General features: G+C 69.5%; 20 protein-coding genes. 19 read left to right on the forward strand and 1 reads right to left on the reverse strand.

Translation table 11 applies throughout. The features are described 5' to 3' along the window. The first annotated feature begins 20 nt into the window (after nt 1-20). The 3 genes from LHA26_RS09245 (at nt 21) to LHA26_RS09255 (ending at nt 2565) form a co-directional block, all read left to right on the forward strand. Nucleotides 21-830, forward strand: a complete 810-nt coding sequence (locus LHA26_RS09245) for a carboxymuconolactone decarboxylase family protein (RefSeq protein ID WP_252165339.1) — start codon at nt 21-23, stop codon at nt 828-830. Between the two features lie 104 nt (nt 831-934). Continuing rightward, nucleotides 935-2074: an arabinose transporter gene (locus LHA26_RS09250; RefSeq protein WP_252165340.1), complete on the forward strand. Its 1140-nt coding sequence runs from the start codon at nt 935-937 to the stop codon at nt 2072-2074. 83 nt (nt 2075-2157) lie between these two features. Then, nucleotides 2158-2565, forward strand: a complete 408-nt coding sequence (locus LHA26_RS09255; RefSeq protein WP_252165341.1) for a (R)-mandelonitrile lyase — start codon at nt 2158-2160, stop codon at nt 2563-2565. 196 nt (nt 2566-2761) lie between these two features. Here the strand turns inward: LHA26_RS09255 and LHA26_RS09260 are convergent, their stop codons facing one another. Continuing rightward, complete coding sequence (locus LHA26_RS09260) at nt 2762-3931, reverse strand: MFS transporter (RefSeq protein WP_252165342.1); 1170 nt, start codon at nt 3929-3931, stop codon at nt 2762-2764. A gap of 96 nt (nt 3932-4027) precedes the next feature. On the opposite strand from LHA26_RS09260, the gene LHA26_RS09265 reads away from it, so the two are divergent. The 16 genes from LHA26_RS09265 to LHA26_RS09340 all read left to right on the forward strand — a co-directional run bounded on the left by LHA26_RS09265 (nt 4028) and on the right by LHA26_RS09340 (nt 16017). Further along, complete coding sequence (locus LHA26_RS09265; protein WP_437441197.1) at nt 4028-4939, forward strand: LysR family transcriptional regulator; 912 nt, start codon at nt 4028-4030, stop codon at nt 4937-4939. Nucleotides 4940-5122: 183 nt separating this feature from the next. Then, nucleotides 5123-5404, forward strand: a complete 282-nt coding sequence (locus tag LHA26_RS09270) for a helix-turn-helix transcriptional regulator (RefSeq protein WP_252165344.1) — start codon at nt 5123-5125, stop codon at nt 5402-5404. A 98-nt stretch (nt 5405-5502) separates the two neighbouring features. Then, nucleotides 5503-6291 carry a replication initiator protein A gene (locus LHA26_RS09275; RefSeq protein WP_252165345.1) on the forward strand — a complete coding sequence of 263 codons (789 nt, stop codon included), beginning with the start codon at nt 5503-5505 and terminating at the stop codon, nt 6289-6291. 229 nt (nt 6292-6520) lie between these two features. Next, entirely contained in the window at nt 6521-7174 is a 654-nt protein-coding gene (gene parA, locus LHA26_RS09280) for a ParA family partition ATPase (RefSeq protein ID WP_252165346.1), read from the forward strand. Continuing rightward, complete coding sequence (locus LHA26_RS09285; protein WP_252165347.1) at nt 7171-7425, forward strand: hypothetical protein; 255 nt, start codon at nt 7171-7173, stop codon at nt 7423-7425. Before parA ends, LHA26_RS09285 begins: the two co-directional genes overlap by 4 nt. Next, nucleotides 7422-7940 (forward strand): DUF2840 domain-containing protein, encoded by a 519-nt coding sequence (locus LHA26_RS09290; protein ID WP_252165348.1) that lies wholly within the window; start codon nt 7422-7424, stop codon nt 7938-7940. The genes LHA26_RS09285 and LHA26_RS09290 overlap by 4 nt, the downstream gene beginning before the upstream one ends. Next, on the forward strand, nt 7937-8482 hold the full coding sequence (locus LHA26_RS09295; protein WP_252165349.1) for a S26 family signal peptidase: 546 nt from the start codon (nt 7937-7939) through the stop codon (nt 8480-8482). Before LHA26_RS09290 ends, LHA26_RS09295 begins: the two co-directional genes overlap by 4 nt. 46 nt (nt 8483-8528) lie before the next feature. Next, entirely contained in the window at nt 8529-8864 is a 336-nt protein-coding gene (locus LHA26_RS09300; RefSeq protein ID WP_252165350.1) for a DUF736 domain-containing protein, read from the forward strand. Nucleotides 8865-8868: 4 nt separating this feature from the next. Next, nucleotides 8869-9633 (forward strand): lytic transglycosylase domain-containing protein, encoded by a 765-nt coding sequence (locus tag LHA26_RS09305; RefSeq protein ID WP_437441198.1) that lies wholly within the window; start codon nt 8869-8871, stop codon nt 9631-9633. Then, complete coding sequence (locus LHA26_RS09310) at nt 9630-9998, forward strand: hypothetical protein (protein ID WP_252165351.1); 369 nt, start codon at nt 9630-9632, stop codon at nt 9996-9998. The genes LHA26_RS09305 and LHA26_RS09310 overlap by 4 nt, the downstream gene beginning before the upstream one ends. After that, nucleotides 9995-11755, forward strand: a complete 1761-nt coding sequence (locus LHA26_RS09315; protein ID WP_252165352.1) for a relaxase/mobilization nuclease domain-containing protein — start codon at nt 9995-9997, stop codon at nt 11753-11755. Before LHA26_RS09310 ends, LHA26_RS09315 begins: the two co-directional genes overlap by 4 nt. Nucleotides 11756-11798: 43 nt before the next feature. Next, on the forward strand, nt 11799-13787 hold the full coding sequence (locus LHA26_RS09320) for a conjugal transfer protein TraG (protein ID WP_252165353.1): 1989 nt from the start codon (nt 11799-11801) through the stop codon (nt 13785-13787). Nucleotides 13788-13792: 5 nt separating this feature from the next. After that, nucleotides 13793-14203, forward strand: a complete 411-nt coding sequence (locus tag LHA26_RS09325; protein WP_252165354.1) for a ribbon-helix-helix protein, CopG family — start codon at nt 13793-13795, stop codon at nt 14201-14203. A 223-nt stretch (nt 14204-14426) separates the two neighbouring features. Further along, nucleotides 14427-15407, forward strand: coding sequence for a P-type conjugative transfer ATPase TrbB (gene trbB / locus LHA26_RS09330; protein WP_252165355.1), 981 nt, complete (start codon nt 14427-14429; stop codon nt 15405-15407). Then, nucleotides 15404-15736, forward strand: coding sequence for a TrbC/VirB2 family type IV secretion system protein (locus LHA26_RS09335; RefSeq protein ID WP_252165356.1), 333 nt, complete (start codon nt 15404-15406; stop codon nt 15734-15736). The genes trbB and LHA26_RS09335 overlap by 4 nt, the downstream gene beginning before the upstream one ends. After that, complete coding sequence (locus LHA26_RS09340) at nt 15736-16017, forward strand: VirB3 family type IV secretion system protein (RefSeq protein ID WP_252165357.1); 282 nt, start codon at nt 15736-15738, stop codon at nt 16015-16017. Before LHA26_RS09335 ends, LHA26_RS09340 begins: the two co-directional genes overlap by 1 nt. The last annotated feature ends 10 nt before the right edge of the window (nt 16018-16027 follow it).

A 16027-nucleotide genomic window follows, 5' to 3' on the forward strand; every position in this document is an offset into this window, starting at 1 on the left:
GAAACAATCTTCTCGCCGGCTTGCTCTTCGCGCTGGTCGCGACCGGCTCACCCGTCGCCGTCTCGGCGCAGGAGCCGGCGCCGACGACGATCCAGCAACCGAATGTCGATCATCGACGCCTCTCGCCCGATCAGGTCCGCCAGGCGTCACCCGCCCTGGAGCAATTGACCCAGCAACGCCTCTACGGGGAGGTCTGGCGCCGGCCTGGTCTCTCGCCGCGCGACCGAAGCCTCGTCACCATCGCCGCGCTGATCGCGCAAGGGCAGTCGCCCGCGCTTGGCTATTATGCCAATCAGGCGATCGAGAACGGCGTCACACCCAGCGAACTGTCGGAAGAGCTGTTGCAGACGGCCTTCTACGCCGGCTGGGGCAAGGCGATGGCGGCGGTCGGGCCCATGCGCGAGGTGTTCGCGGCCCGTGGCGTCCGCGCGACCAATCTGCCTCCCGCGTTCGGTCCCCTTCTGCCGCTCGATTTAAGCGAAGACGATGTACGCGCGAACGGCGTCCGCAGTAATTTCGAAGCAGTGTCGCCTTCTACCGTCGATTATACCAACGGCTTGCTGTTCCGCGAGGTGTGGCAGAGGCCGTATCTGTCACAGCGCGACCGCAGTCTCGTCACCATCGCGACTTTGATTGCCGACGGAAAGGCCGAGCAGCTTGCCTACCATCTGAACCGCGGCATGGATCAGGGTCTGACCGCGGGTCAGGTCAGCGAGATGCTCACCCACCTCGCTTTCTATGCGGGCTGGCCGAACACCTTCTCCGCATTGCCTGTAGTCAAGCGCGTATTGGCAGAGCGTGCGGGAAAGGCGGAGGGGAGCGGCAAGTGACTGAGGACGCCATCGATCTATCCGCGATAGCCCCGCCGATACCTTCAACCGGTCCAAGAAGCAGCGACGGCCGCGCGACGGGCCTTCGTCCGGCAATCCCGGTCATGGTCGCGGTGTTCCTGTTTTTCGCCTCCGTCGGCATGACGCTGCCGGTCCTGCCGCTCCACGTTCATGATCGGCTCGGCTTCGGCCCGTTCGTGATCGGGCTGGTCGCCGGATGCCAGTTCGCGGCGGCGCTGGTCTCGCGCTTCTGGGCCGGACGGCTCGCCGATCGCGACGGCCCCAAGCGAGCGGTCACAATCGGCCTGATCGCCGCGATGGCGGGTAGCGCCTGCTATCTCGCCTCGCTGGCGGTCCTCGACCGTCCTGTCTGGTCGGTGGCGGTGCTGCTCGTCGGACGCGGACTGCTCGGCGGCGCGGAAAGCCTCGTCATAACAGGGGGGATCCTGTGGGGCCTCACCCTCGTCGCGGCGGATCGCTCGGCGCAGGTCATCGCCTGGGTCGGCATGGCGATGTTCGCGGCATTGGCGATCGGCGCGCCCCTGGGTGGTCTCGTCTATGCCCGGTTCGCCTTCACCGGCATCGCGCTCGCGACGCTGGCGCTCGCGCTGCTCGCGCTCCTGCCGATCGTCAGACTTGCCGCGGCGGCGCCGCCCGCAGCCCCGGCGGGCCGAATAGCGGACGTGGCCCGCGCCGTGGCGCTTCCGGGCGTGGGCTTCGCGCTGAGCGGCATCACCTTCGGCGCGATGACGGCGTTCCTGACGCTGCTCTTCGCGCTTCACGGCTGGTCGGGCGGACCGCTCGTCATTACAGGCTTCGCCGTCGCGCTGATCGTGACGCGGCTGGTCGGCGGCAGCTTGCCGGATCGGCTGGGCGGTGCCCGGGTCGCGACATGGTCGCTGGGGGCGCAGGCGGTCGGCCTCCTCGTGATCGGAACCGCCGGTTCGGGCATGGTGGCGGCGATCGGCGCCGTGGTCGCGGGCGCAGGCTTCTCCCTGGTTTTCCCGAGCCTCGGTCTGGAGGCGGTACGACGCGCGCGGCCCGACCAGCGCGGGCTCGCGATGGGGACCTACAACGCCTTCCTCGATCTCACGCTGGGGCTCGGCAGCCCCGCGCTGGGCTGGCTGGCGGCCCACGCGGGGATCCACAGCGTCTTTCTTGCCGCCGCTGCGGCGGCACTGCTGGCCATACCCGTCGCGTCGACGCTGCGATCGCGATCGCAGCCGTCTTTGGCGAAGTCATGAACAACGCCGGTCACCCCGTCGGCGCCAACGTCGCTTCCGGTGTCGACCGCCAACCCTACAGCTGAAACGAGAAGGAGACGATCATGGAACTGAAACGTGCGGGCACCCAACCCTCGCAGGCTGGCCCGGCCGAGTATTTCACGGGAACGGTGCGGATCGATCCGCTGAACGTGCCGCCGGAGCCAGCCCGGGTTTCGTGCGCCGCGGTGACATTCGAACCGGGCGCCCGTAGCAACTGGCACACCCACCCGCTCGGCCAGACGTTGATCGTCACCGCCGGCTGCGGCTGGACGCAATGCGAGGGCGGAGAGATAGTCGAGATCAGGCCCGGGGACGTGATCTGGTGCCCGCCTGGGCACAAGCATTGGCACGGCGCCACGCCGACGACGGCGATGACCCATATTGCCGTGCAGGAGGCGCTCGACGGCGCGAATGTCGTTTGGCTAGAACCCGTGACCGACGAGCAATACGGCGCTGGCGCACCGAGATAATCGGAGAAGGCCGCTACCTGGAAGGGGATCCAGACTCTCGAACGGGTGCCGATCTCCCTTCTTCGTTCAGCTGTGCCCGACCGGCCGGCGGCGGCTGAGATCGCCGAAGTTCTAAATTTCGCGTGCCGCCGAGGCGGCGATCAAGGCGTGACCCTTTCGCGAGAGGCGGCTACCGCAAGCTCCTGCAACATCGCCGTCAGCACTGAGCATTTTGCCAACGCGGTGCGGTTCGCCGACTGAACACCAGGAGCATCACGAGCGCCGCCGCTGCCATCACGGCGCCGGCGATCGGCACCGCTGGCAGGCCGAGCCGCCATTCGATCACGCCCCCGCCCAGCGCCGCGCCGATCGCGTTGCCGAGATTGAAGGCGCCGATGTTCATCGCCGAGGCGAGGTTCGGTGCGTCGGCTGCCGCTTCCATCACGCGCATCTGCAAGGGCGGCACGATCGCGAAGCTGGCGATGCCCCAGACCAGGATCGCGGCGGCTGCCGGCGCCGGCCAATGCATCAGGACGGCGAACGCGGCCAGCGTCGCGGTCAAGAGCGCCAGCATGATCCCGAGCGTCCGCTCGACCGAACGGTCCGCTAGGCGGCCGCCCAGGGCGTTCCCAATCGTGGCGCCGACGCCGAACAGCATCAGCATCGCCGTCACGAAGCCGGTCGAGGCGTGGGTCACGTCCCGCAGGATCGACACGATGTAGGTGAAGACCGTGAAGACGCCGCCGAACCCGATGGTGGTCAGCGCGAGCGCCGCCACCACAGGCGGACGGGCGAGCACGCGCACCTCGCCCATCATGTCGCCCCCCGCGCCGCCGGGCATCGACGGCAACGCCAAACGTAGAGCCAGCATCACGACGGCGCCGAGTCCCGCGATGCCCGCGAAAGCCGTTCGCCAGCCGAGCACCTCGCCGGCCCAGGTCGCCAGCGGCACACCGCCGATCGTCGCGATGGTCAGCCCGGAAAACATTGCCGCCACCGCCCCGGCACGTCGCTCCGGCGGCACCACGCTCGCCGCCACGACGGCGCCGACGCCGAAGAAGGCGCCGTGGTTGAACGACGTGACGACGCGCGCGACCATCAGCATCCAGTAGCCGCTTGCCAGCGCAGACAGGATGCTGCCCAGGGTGAAGATGCCCATCAGCCCGATCAGCAAGGTCCGCCGGTCGATCCTTCCGGTGGTGAGCGTCAGCAGCGGCGCGCCGGCTAGCACACCGATCGCATAAGCGCTGACCAGCAGACCTGCGGCTGGGATCGAGACGCCCAGATCGGCCGCGATCAGCGGGAGCATGCCCATTGGCGCGAACTCGGTGACGCCGATGCCGAAGGCGCCGAGCGCCAGGGCGAGAAGTGGAGGATTGAGGCGCATACCAAGGCTCTCGTTGTTGCTCCTCGTGAGATGACGGCTTGCATCCCTCATCGGTAGCCGCAGATTGGGACCAGCAGCGTTGTCATGGAGGCAAGAATGGACCTTGGCGGCCGGTCGGGCGAGATGGGCGTCTTCGCCGCCGTCATCGAGCATGGCAGCCTCTCGGCGGCCGGCCGTGCCCTCGGCCTCACGACCTCGGCGATCAGCCGCGTCCTGGCGCGCATCGAACGGCGGCTCGGCGTTCGTCTGCTGATCCGCACCACGCGCTCGCTGTCGCTGACCACCGAGGGACAAGCCTATTTCCGCGCCGCGCGCCGCATCCTCGCCGACCTGGCGGAGGTGGAAGACGAGATCGCCGACCAGGCGTCTCCCCGTGGTCGGGTGCGCGTCACCGCCTCGCTCGCTTACGGGCGCCTCCACGTCGTGCCGATGCTGGGCGAGTTCACCCGCCGCCATCCCGGCATCCTCGTCGATCTCAACCTCAGCGATCAGGTGGTGGACGTGCTCGGCGGCCAAGCCGACGTGGCGATCCGCTTCGGCCAGCTCGCCGACAGCCCGCTGACCGCGCGCAAGCTTGGCGAGACGGGCCGCGTCGTGGTGGCGTCACCCGACTATCTCGCTCGACACGGCACGCCGCTCACGCCGGAGGACCTGTTCGAGCACAATTGCATCAGCTTCAGCTTCCGGCGTGCCGAGCCCGGCTGGCCGTTCCGACACGACGGTAAGGACATGGCCTTGTCCGTCACAGGCACGATCGAGGCGAATAGCGGCGAGGCCATCGCCCAGCTCGCCCGCGAGGGCGTCGGCGTCGCGCGGATCGGCACGTTCGCCGTACAGGACGATCTCGCCTCCGGGCGTCTCGTGCCGCTGCTGGAGGAGTTCAACCCGCAGGATCGCGAACCGCTGCACGCGCTGTTCGTCGGCGGGTCCACCATGCCGGCACGGGTGCGTGTGCTGGTGGACTTTATCGCCGAGCGCATCGTGCGGGATCGCGGCGCGACACCCTGATCGCCGACGAGAGCGAGATCGCGGGGCTCGCATGATCGTCGTCGCGCGCGACTGAGCCAACCGGTGCGTGATTTCGCACCCCCTCGAAATCACGCTCCGCCTCGCAGGCGCTGCTTCGCCATCGTGACCCCTGTCCACCGCCGCTGTCCGACGGTGCGCGCGATCCTCACGAAAGGCCGACGCATGCGACCCGATCCCGCCGTTCTGCCGCCGCGCTACCTGCGCACCAAGGAGGCGGCCGAGTTCCTGAGCCTCTCCGCGCGCACGCTGGAGAAGCACCGGACCTACGGGACGGGTCCGGCCTATCGCAAGCTCGGCGGCCGCGTCGTCTATTCGGTCGAGGATCTCGAGACGTGGACGGCACGAGGCGCCGTCACCTCGACCTCCGACCCGCGCGGTAGCGTGCTGCCGGCCAAGCGCCATGCGCTGCCCGCCGTCCCGCAGCCCGGCCGCTACGCTCGCTGACGCCGCCGCTCGTGACCCGTCACGCCGGCGAACGCGCGCAGCTCGACCTATTCCGAGCGCTGCCCGGTGACCTTGCCCCCCGCGATGCGCAGGACCTCATGGCCTATCCCTTCTTCTCGCTTGCCAAGTCGAAGCGCCTCGCGCCGATCGACTTCCGCGCCGGCACGATCGTCATCCGCGTCGAGGCCGTGCCTGAGCACGGCATGGCGACCATCTGGGATGCCGACGTGCTGATCTGGGCGGCGAGCCAGATCGTCGAGGCGCGCGACGCCGGGCTGAAACCCTCGCGCCTCATGGCGACAACACCCTACGAGATCCTCAACTTCATCGGCCGCGGCGTCAGCTTACGCGACTACGACCGGCTGAAGGCCGCCCTCGACCGGCTCCAGTCGACGACCATCGCGACCTCGATCCGCCAGCCGACCGAACGGCGGCTGCACCGCTTCTCCTGGATCAACGAGTGGAAGGAGCGCGCCGACGCGCATGGAAGGCCGCTCGGGCTCGAACTGATCCTGCCGGACTGGTTCTTCGCCGCCGTCCTCGACGACGCGCTCGTCCTCACCATCGACCGGGCGTACTTCGACCTGACCGGCGGGCTGGAGCGCTGGCTGTACCGCCTCGTGCGCAAGCATGGCGGGCGGCAGGAAGGTGGCTGGAGCTTCGATCTCCCGCATCTCCATGCCAAGTCCGGCTCGCTCTCGCCGCTCAAGCACTTCGCCTACGACCTGCGCGAGATCGTGCGACTGCAACCACTTCCCGGCTACCGCCTCGCGATAGAGACCGCGTCCGGCGTGCCGGATCGGCTGTCGTTCGCGCCGACCGAGCTGCCGCCGTTCTGCTACACACCGCGTCCCCGCCGCGCGTCCCGACCTGGGGATAAGCTGTGAATCCCCTCGTGCTATCGGGGACCGGAACCCTCGTGCCATCGGGGACCGCAGGCTCGTGCTATCGGGGACCGAAATCGCCGATTCAGCGTGCGAAGTCAGCGGCTTGCGCGCCCTCTAACACTACTAACCAGAATTACTTCGTAATTCTTCTAACGCATCCCGCCGTTTCTACTACGATCGAAGCGCGCCGTCGTCGCCGCAGCGCTGCCGCACCTTGCTGGAGCGCGGCATGATCGTCGCGCTGCTCAACCAGAAGGGCGGCGTCGGCAAGACGACGCTGGCGCTGCACCTCGCCGGCGAATGGGCCGGCAGGGGCAAGAGGGTCACGCTGATCGACGCGGACCCGCAAGGCTCGGCGCTAGACTGGTCGCAGGCGCGCAGCCGGGACGGTGCGCCCCGGCTGTTCGGCGTCGTCGGCCTGGCGCGCGACACGTCGCACCGGGAAGCACCCGAACTAGCGCGCGGCGTCGATCACGTCGTGATCGACGGGCCGCCGCGTGTCGCCGGGCTGATGCGCTCGGCGCTGCTCGCCGCCGACCTCGTGCTGATCCCCGTGCAGCCGTCGCCGTTCGACGGTTGGGCGTCGGCCGAGATGCTGGCGCTCGTCGCCGAGGCCCGCCTCTACCGGCCCGACCTCGTCGCGCGCTTCGTCCTCAACCGCTGCGGCGCGCGCACCGTCATGGCGCGCGAGACCGCCGAAACGCTCGCGGACCACGATCCGCCGGTGCTCGCCACGACGATCGGTCAGCGCGTCGCCTTCGCGGCGGCCGCCCAGGCCGGCCGGCTCGTCTCCGAGATCGACCGTGACACGCCCGCTGCGCGCGAAATCGCGGCGCTTGCGGACGAGATCGAGCGCCTCAGCATCACGGGAGCAGCGCGATGAGCGAGCGTCCAGCCCGTCGTGGCTTTGCCGCCCGGCCTGCCGACCCGGAGCGCTGGGTCAGGACGGCCGGGGCGCCGTCGGGCGCTGCCGCAGCCGATGCCGCATTTACCGCCCGGCTGACGATCGACGTCACGCCCGACCAGCGCGGCCGGATCAAGATCGCCGCCTTCCGGCGCGGGATCACCGTCGCCGACATGCTGCGCGAGTTGCTCGCGCGCGAGTTCCCGCCCACATCAGGAGACCAGCCATGACCGGCATCGCTGCGCCCGGCGTCGCCATCGCGCGGGCATCGCCCCCGCCGCCCGACGGCCTGACGCAGGTCGAGCTGACCTTCGTCGAGAAGCGCATCGAGAACTGGATCCGCTTCGGCGCGGTCGCCGCCGATCGCATCCTCGATCGCCGTCGGCGTGTCGTGTCGTTCCGGCCCGGCAGCGTCTTCGGCTTCGTGCGCTGGGCCGCCAACGACTACGGCACGATCATCTCTCGCATCGACATCGTGCAGGCGGTCGAACCGGGCACCGCGTTCCAGACGCTGCCGTTCGTGCGGCCGGGCGGCACGATCCTGTTGAAGATCGAGGGCTGGCCCAAGGTCGAGCGCGTCCTTCAGCACATCGACGCCATCGAGGCGATCCACATCGATCCGGTCGACGTCGCGCCCGACTACTGGCGGCATGTCCACAGCCGAATTGGTGTCGGGTACGAGCCGCGCCCGTACACGGCCGAGCAGCACCGGGCCTTCCTTCTGCGGCGGAGCGTCGGGCGATGAGCAGTCGCGGCTATGTCCTCGTGACCTACCTCGCCGTGCTGTTGGTCGCGCTGCTCGCCTGCATAAGCGTGACGCCGAGGCTGATCTGGAACGCCTCGGCGAGCGTGCCGGTCGGGCTCTACGGTTTGCATCCCGACACGCAGGCAGAGGTTGGCGATCTCGTCGCCGTCCGGCCGCCGGAGCCGCTTGGCCGCTTTTTAGCGGAGCGGCACTACCTGCCGCGGGGCGTGCCGTTGATGAAGCGGATCGCGGCGCTGCCGGGACAGGAGGTCTGCCGCCGGGACCGTTCGATCACCGTCGACGGCGTGCCGTTCGGCGACGCGCTCGATCGCGACCGGCGCGGGCGCCCGCTGCCGGTCTGGCAGGGCTGCCGCCGGCTTGGCGACGGCGAGTTGTTCCTGATGAACGCCACCGTCCCGGACAGTCTCGACGGCCGCTACTTCGGCCCGCTGCCGGCCGCCACCGTCATCGGCGCGGCGACGCCGCTCTACACCGACGAGGCCGGCGACGGCCGCTTCGTCTGGCGCGCGGCGACCCGCTGATCGCTCGCCGCAACTCGCTTTCGCAATCCCGCTAACGGAGGTCACCATGCCGCTCATCGGCCAGTTTACCCGCAACACGACCGGCTTCTGCGGCCGCATTCGCACGCTGTCGTTCGACACCGAGTTCGTCATCGTGCCGGCCGAGCCGTCCGACGCCGACACCGCGCCGGACTATCGCATCCACCTCGGCGACGAGGACGGGCCGGAGGTCGGCGCCGGCTGGAAGCGGCGCGGCGAGCGGGCCGGCGATTACATCGCCGTTCAGATCGACGATCCCGTGTTTCTCGCGCCCATTCGCGCCAACCTCTTCCGCTCGGGCGACGACGAGACCGCCTGGGGCCTGCACTGGAGCCGTGCGCCGAAGCGCGGCGAGCGGGGCTGATCCCGTGTCGCCGCTTCGCACTCGATCCGCCGGCCGGGAATGGCCGACCCGCAGCCGCATCGCCCTTCTTCTCCTTTCAGGCCTGCTGCCGTTCGGCCTGCCGGATATCGGTGCCGCTGCGGCTCAGACGGCCGTCGCGTCGATCCCCCTGCGCGATCCGTTCGCCGCGCACATTGCGGAGGCGGCGCAGCGGTTCGGCATCCCGGAGAACTGGATCCGTGCCGTGATGCGGGTCGAAAGCCGCGGCGACACGCGCGCCGTCTCGCGCAAGGGCGCGATGGGGCTGATGCAGATCATGCCCGCCACATGGACGTATTTGAGCAGCCGGCACGCGCTCGGATCTGACCCCTACAATCCGCGCGCCAACATCCTCGCCGGTGCGGCGTACCTGCGCGCGATGTTCGACCGCTACGGCAACGTGGACGCCATGCTCGCCGCCTACAATGCCGGACCGGGGCGGTACGAGGCGTCGCGTTCCGGACGCGCCTTGCCTGCGGAGACGGTCGCCTACGTCGCCGCGCTCGCTCCGGCGATCGACGGCCGTACCGCCAGCGGTCCGATCCGTTTGGCCGCCGCCGATCCGCTCGCGTGGACCCGTGCGTCGCTGTTCGCCGCGCAATCGGAGCGCAGGCCGGCAGCTGACTTGGCGATGGCTGGGACGCAGGACGATCGCAGCCCGGCGACCCCCGGCGTGCACGATGTCTCCGCGATCGTACCGCAGGCGGGCGGCCTCTTCGTCGCGCGACCCGGCTTTGGAGAGTCGCGATGACCGTGATGCTCGATACACCGATCACGGCGCAGAGGGCCGCCGTGCCAATGCTCGTTCTGGCGCCGCTTTCGTGCACGTTTACCGGTCTATTCGCCGCGTTACTGGCTGACCTCGGAGCGATCGTAGACTGGCGCGCCGTGGCGGGCCGCAGCGCCTGTTGGGCGGTAAGGAGGTGGAAGCGGAAAAAGACGACCGACAGAGGGCGAGATAAAAGTCGTTGTCCGGATCGTCGTAAGTCGCTGACGCGACTGACTTTCTTCCGTGCACGGCGGTCGGTCGCGGGCATGCTGCCCGGTTTTTCCCAGCGTTTTCAACGCTTCGGTATGCACAGCTGCTCCGCCGCCCTCGTCGGAGGGCGATCGTGAGCGAGCGCGACAGCGATCTGCGCGTCCGCCCGGGGCGCATCCGCTCCAGCCCGTCCGGCGGCTCGAAGAGCGTCATCGACCAGGTGATCCGCGCCGCGCGCAAGGCCGGGCACACCGGCAGCTTCACCGCCGGCAAACGCGCGTTCGCCTATGGCCGCTCGACCTTCGGCCGGGGACGGGCCGCCTTCGGCCGCTCGCGCCTGTTCGGCTCGAACCGCCGCGTAGTGGTCAAGGCGCGCATCGCCCGTCATGCCGGCAAGGCGTTCCGCTCCGCGCCGCTGTCGGCGCACCTGTCTTACCTTAAACGGGACGGCGTCAACCGCAACGGCGAGCGCGGCGTCCTGTTCGACGCCGACACCGATCGCGCCGACGACCGCGCCTTCGCCGACCGCTGCGAGGGCGACCGCCACCACTTCCGTTTCATCGTCTCGCCCGAGGACGCCGCCGGGATGGAGGACCTGAAGGGCTTCACCCGCGACCTGGCGAAGCAAATGGAGGCGGACCTCGGGACAAAGCTCGACTGGGTCGCCGTCGATCACTGGAACACCGACAACCCGCACGTCCACCTGCTCGTGCGCGGCGTCGACGACACCGGCGCCGACCTCGTCATCTCGCGCGACTATATCAGTCGCGGGCTACGTTCGCGCGCCGAGGACCTCGTCGCGATCGAGCTCGGTCCGAAGCCCGAGCACGAGGTGCGGAGCGCGCTGGAGAAGGAGATCACGGCTGAGCGCTGGACGCGGCTCGACGGCGAGATCCGCTACCATGCCGATGATGTCGGGCTGATCGACCTGCGTCCCGAGCGCACCGGTCCTGACGATCCCGAGATCCGGCGCCTGATGGTGGGGCGGCTCCAGAATCTGGAAACGATGGGCCTCGCCAGTCCCGCTGCGCCGGGAGAATGGATGGTCGGGCTCGACGCCGAGCAGCGGCTGCGCGACCTCGGGATGCGCGGCGACATCATCAAGACGATGCACTGCGCCTTCACCGAGCGCGGCCAGGATCGTGGGCTGGCCGACTATGCCATTGATGGCGGCGGGGCCGGCAGCCCGATCATCGGCCGGCTGGTCGATCGCGGCTTGCATGACGAGCTGACCGGCGAGGCGTATGCCGTGATCGACGGCACCGATGGCCGTGCCCACCATGTCCGCTTCCGCGGCATCGAGGCGTTCGAGCACGCGCCGCCGGCCGGCGGGATCGTCGAGGTGCGGCGCTTCGGGCATGCCGACGATCCGCGTCCGACGCTGGTGCTGGCGACGCGCTCCGACCTCGATCTCGCTGCGCAGGTCACCGCGCCGGGCGCGACGTGGCTCGATCATCGCTTGGTCGAGCGCGAGCGCATGCCGCTGTCGGCCGGCGGGTTCGGCGGCGAGGCGCGCGACGCCATGCAGGCGCGCGCCGAGCATCTCGCCGGCCAGGGGCTCGGCCGCCGCGACGGCCAGCGCATCCTCCTCCAGCGCGACCTCATCGTGACGCTGCGCCAGCGCGAGCTGGACGCCGTCGGCGAGCGGCTCGCGGCCGAGACCGGGTTGCCGCACATGAAGGCAGTGGCCGGCGAGCATGTCGCCGGCACCTACCGCCGCCAGCTTGTCCTCTCCTCCGGTCGCTTCGCCATGGTCGATGACGGGCTCGGCTTCCAGCTCGTGCCCTGGGCGAAGGAACTCGACCGCAAGCTCGGCCAGCACGTCACCGGCGTCGCCAAGGACGGTGGCGGTATCGAATGGAGCCTCGGGCGCAAGCGCGACCTTGGCCTTTAGTCTCTGAACGAAAGGAGTGGCATATGAACGAGGTGCTTGGCGTATGACCGCCACCAAGATCCTCTGGGGGCAGATCCTCACCGTCTTCCTGATCGTGCTCGCCTGCGTCTGGGGCGCGACCGAGTGGGTCGCCTGGCGCCTCGCCTTCCAGCCCGAACTGGGGCCGCCCTGGTTCACGCTGCTGCGGTTTCCCGTCTACCTGCCGCCCGCCTTCTTCTGGTGGTGGTACTCTTATGACGCCTACGCGCCGGCGATCTTCGTCGAGGGTGCGTACATCGCCGCGTCCGGCGGCTTCATCGCCATCGCGGTCGCGATCGGCATGTCGGTGTGGCGGGCGCGAGAAGCCAAGCGCGTCGAGACCTATGGTTCGGCGCGTTGGGCGGAAGCCAAGGAGGTGAAGGCCGCCGGGCTGCTCGGCGCCGACGGCGTGCTGCTCGGCAAGCTCGACCGTGCCTATCTCCGCCACGACGGACCCGAGCATGTGCTGTGCTTCGCGCCGACCCGCTCGGGCAAGGGCGTGGGCCTCGTCGTTCCGACCCTGCTGACCTGGCCGGGCTCGGCCATCGTCCACGACATCAAGGGCGAGAACTGGCAGCTCACCGCGGGTTTCCGCGCCCGCCACGGCCGCGTGCTGCTGTTCGATCCGACCAACGCCGTGTCCGCCGCCTACAACCCGCTGCTCGAGGTCCGGCGCGGCGAGTGGGAGATCCGCGACATCCAGAACATCGCCGACATTCTGGTCGACCCGGAAGGCAGCCTCGAGAAGCGCAACCACTGGGAGAAGACCGGCCACTCCCTGCTGGTCGGGGCGATCCTCCACGTCCTCTATGCCGAGGCCGACAAGACGCTCGCCGGCGTCGCCGCCTTCCTGTCCGATCCGAAGCGCTCGATCGAGGCGACGCTGCAGGCGATGATGACCACGCCGCACCTGGGCGAAGCGGGCGTCCATCCCGTCGTGGCCTCGACCGCGCGCGAGCTGCTCAACAAGTCCGACAACGAGCGCTCGGGCGTGCTGTCCACTGCCATGTCGTTCCTCGGGCTCTACCGCGATCCGGTCGTCGCCGAGGTGACGCGGCGCTGCGACTGGCGCATCGCCGACCTCGTCACTGAGGCCGCGCCCGCGACCCTCTACCTCGTCGTGCCGCCCTCCGACATCGCGCGCACCAAGCCGCTGATCCGCCTCGTGCTGAACCAGATCGGCCGCCGCCTGACCGAGGACCTGCACGCCAAGGAGCGTAAGCACCGCGTCCTGATGATGCTCGACGAGTTTCCGGCGCTGGGACGCCTCGACTTCTTCGAGTCGGCGCTCGCCTTCATGGCGGGCTACGGCCTGAAGGCCTTCCTGATCGCGCAGTCCTTGAACCAGATCGAGAAGGCCTACGGCGCCAACAACTCGATCCTCGACAACTGCCATGTCCGCGTCAGCTTCGCCGCCAACGACGAGCGCACCGCCAAGCGGGTGTCGGACGCCCTCGGCACCGCGACCGAGATGAAGGCGCAGAAGAATTATGCGGGGCATCGGCTCTCGCCCTGGCTCGGCCACCTGATGGTGTCGCGCTCGGAGACGGCGCGCCCGCTGCTCACTCCCGGCGAGGTGATGCAGCTGCCGCCGGCCGACGAGATCGTCATGGTGGCGGGCACGCCGCCGATCCGGGCCAAGAAGGCGCGCTACTACGAGGACGCCCGGTTCAAGGAGCGGGTGCTGCCGCCGCCCGACCCGGCGAAGTCCAACCGCACGAAGCGGATCGACGGCTGGTCCGGGCTGGCGCCGATCGGGCCTGACGCGGCGCTGCTCTCGGCGGCCCGTGCGGCTGAGGCGGACAAGGCGAATGCCGGACTGCGGCGCGAGCCGGAGTTGCCCGAGCATGTCGCCATCGCGCCGGAGATCGCGAAGGCACCCGCCGACGAGTTCGCGGTGATGATGGATGACGAGGAGGAAGATGCCGCCCGGCAGGCCCGCGCGATGCGTCAGCAGATGCGCGGGCTCGCGCGGCAGGTCTCGCTCGATCCCGGCGACGGCATGGAGCTGTGACCGCCATGCGCGACCGTCTCAACCTGACGCTGCCCGCCGAGATGATCGGGCGTATCAACGAACTCGCCGAGCGCAAGCGGCTGCCGCGCTCAGCGATCGTCGAGGCCGCCGTGGCCACGTTCCTGTCGCCCGACGCGCTCGACCAGCGCGAGGCGGCCTTCACCCGCCGCCTCGACAAGCTTGGGCGGCAGATGGCGCGGGTCGAACGCGATCAGCGTATCACCGCCGATATGCTGGCGCTGTTCGTACGCTTCTGGCTGACGATCACGCCGCCGTTGGGGAAGGACGCGGAGTCCGCCGCGCAGATCAAGGGACGCGAGCGGTTCGATGGATTCATCCTGACGTTGGCGCGGCAGCTTCAGAAGGGCCGCAGCGTGCTGCAAGAGATACCGGACGATATTAGCGAAGGCACTTGAGTCGATGGCGGCGCGCCGTCATCGACGGTTCCAAAACTCGGAACCGCCGTTCTCCTGTATTTGCACGCTACACTACTACGACGACCGAAAATTGTTGAACTCGACCGTTTGAGGCCTCTTCTACTCGACCCCGATCCAGGGCCGCACGGTGCGGTCTCATGACGACGGGGTTGCAAGCGTGGTCCAGCACGGACGATCGGAGGCGAGATCGCGTGGCGCGCGAATGCTGCGCACTGCGCTCGGCCCGGCCATCGCCCGGTTCCTCGACGATCCGACAATCGTCGAGGTGATGCTGAACCCCGACGGGCGGCTCTGGATCGACCGCCTATCGGACGGTCTCGCCGACACGGGCGAGCGGCTAGATCCCGCCGATGGCGAGCGCATCGTCCGCCTGGTCGCGCATCATGTCGGCGCCGAGGTCCATGCCGGGGCGCCGCGCGTTTCGGCCGAGCTGCCCGAGACGGGGGAGCGGTTCGAGGGCCTGCTGCCGCCGGTGGTGCCTGCGCCCGCCTTCGCGATCCGAAAGCCAGCCGTCGCGGTGTTCACGCTCGACGACTATGCCGACGCTGGCATCATGAGCTTTGCCCAGGCCGCGCTGCTGCGGCTGGCGGTGGGCGAGCGCAAGAACATCCTCGTCGCCGGCGGCACGTCGACCGGCAAGACGACGCTGACCAATGCGCTGCTCGCCGAGGTCGCGCACTGGCCCGACCGGGTGGTGCTGATCGAGGACACGCGCGAGCTGCAATGCGCTGCGCCGAACCTCGTCGCCATGCGCACCAAGGACGGCGTCGCCTCGCTGTCCGACCTCGTCCGCTCGGCGCTGCGCCTGCGCCCCGACCGCATACCCATCGGTGAGGTGCGCGGCGCCGAGGCGCTCGACCTCTTGAAGGCGTGGGGCACCGGCCATCCCGGCGGCATCGGCACGATCCACGCCGGCAGCGCCATCGGCGCGCTCCGCCGGATGGAGCAGCTCATCCAGGAAGCGGTCGTGACGGTGCCGCGCGCGCTGATCGCCGAGACGATCGACATGGTCGCGGTGCTGGCCGGCCGCGGCTCGCAGCGGCGGCTTGCTGAACTCGCCCGCATCGAAGGGCTCGGTCCCGACGGCGACTACCGCGTCGTGCCGGCCACCACCACCACCGCCGGCTCCGGCGCCGCACCGCTCATCCCCTCCGCAGCCTTCACCCCAGGAGACCAGTCGTGACCCATACCCTCTCGCATGCCCGCCAGCGCCTCGCGCTGACGGCCTCCGCCGCCGCGCTCAGCGTGATGACCGCGCCGGCCGCTTACGCCTCCGGCTCGTCGATGCCGTGGGAGCAGCCGCTCCAGCAGATCCTCCAGTCGATCGAGGGCCCGGTCGCCAAGATCGTCGCCGTGATCATCATCATCTCGACCGGCCTGACGCTCGCCTTCGGCGACACCTCTGGCGGCTTCCGCCGGCTGATCCAGATCGTCTTCGGCCTGTCGATCGCCTTCGCGGCCAGCTCGTTCTTCCTGTCGTTCTTCTCGTTCGGCGGCGGGGCGCTGGTCTGATGGCCGGTATCGCCGACGCCACGGCCGAGGTGCCGGGCTTCACCGTGCCGGTGCATCGCGCGCTGACCGAGCCCATCCTGCTCGGCGGCGCGCCGCGCGCCGTCGCCATTATGAACGGCACGCTCGCTGGCGCCGTCGGGCTCGGCCTGCGGCTGTGGCTGCTCGGGCTCGCCATCTGGGCGGTCGGCCACATGGCGGCGGTGTGGGCCGCCAAGCGCGACCCACTCTTCGTCGACGTGGTGCGCCGGCACCTGCGCGTTCCCGGCCACCTGTCGGTCTGAGGGGCACGAC

This window comes from Sphingomonas morindae (assembly GCF_023822065.1).
In the GTDB taxonomy this organism is placed as follows: Bacteria; Pseudomonadota; Alphaproteobacteria; order Sphingomonadales; family Sphingomonadaceae; genus Solisphingomonas; species Solisphingomonas morindae.

Bases quoted from the DNA above. Each gene is read 5' to 3' on its own strand.
- LHA26_RS09310 (WP_252165351.1), top strand. From the start codon at position 9,630: ATGACCGTGATGCTCGATACACCGATCACGGCGCAGAGGGCCGCCGTG.
- parA (WP_252165346.1), top strand. From the start codon at position 6,521: ATGATCGTCGCGCTGCTCAACCAGAAGGGCGGCGTCGGCAAGACGACG.
- LHA26_RS09275 (WP_252165345.1), top strand. From the start codon at position 5,503: ATGGCCTATCCCTTCTTCTCGCTTGCCAAGTCGAAGCGCCTCGCGCCG.
- LHA26_RS09290 (WP_252165348.1), top strand. From the start codon at position 7,422: ATGACCGGCATCGCTGCGCCCGGCGTCGCCATCGCGCGGGCATCGCCC.
- LHA26_RS09260 (WP_252165342.1), bottom strand. From the start codon at position 3,931: ATGCGCCTCAATCCTCCACTTCTCGCCCTGGCGCTCGGCGCCTTCGGC.
- LHA26_RS09265 (WP_437441197.1), top strand. From the start codon at position 4,028: ATGGACCTTGGCGGCCGGTCGGGCGAGATGGGCGTCTTCGCCGCCGTC.
- LHA26_RS09325 (WP_252165354.1), top strand. From the start codon at position 13,793: ATGCGCGACCGTCTCAACCTGACGCTGCCCGCCGAGATGATCGGGCGT.
- LHA26_RS09270 (WP_252165344.1), top strand. From the start codon at position 5,123: ATGCGACCCGATCCCGCCGTTCTGCCGCCGCGCTACCTGCGCACCAAG.
- LHA26_RS09320 (WP_252165353.1), top strand. From the start codon at position 11,799: ATGACCGCCACCAAGATCCTCTGGGGGCAGATCCTCACCGTCTTCCTG.
- LHA26_RS09255 (WP_252165341.1), top strand. From the start codon at position 2,158: ATGGAACTGAAACGTGCGGGCACCCAACCCTCGCAGGCTGGCCCGGCC.
- LHA26_RS09340 (WP_252165357.1), top strand. From the start codon at position 15,736: ATGGCCGGTATCGCCGACGCCACGGCCGAGGTGCCGGGCTTCACCGTG.
- LHA26_RS09250 (WP_252165340.1), top strand. From the start codon at position 935: ATGGTCGCGGTGTTCCTGTTTTTCGCCTCCGTCGGCATGACGCTGCCG.
- LHA26_RS09300 (WP_252165350.1), top strand. From the start codon at position 8,529: ATGCCGCTCATCGGCCAGTTTACCCGCAACACGACCGGCTTCTGCGGC.
- LHA26_RS09295 (WP_252165349.1), top strand. From the start codon at position 7,937: ATGAGCAGTCGCGGCTATGTCCTCGTGACCTACCTCGCCGTGCTGTTG.
- trbB (WP_252165355.1), top strand. From the start codon at position 14,427: ATGCTGCGCACTGCGCTCGGCCCGGCCATCGCCCGGTTCCTCGACGAT.
- LHA26_RS09285 (WP_252165347.1), top strand. From the start codon at position 7,171: ATGAGCGAGCGTCCAGCCCGTCGTGGCTTTGCCGCCCGGCCTGCCGAC.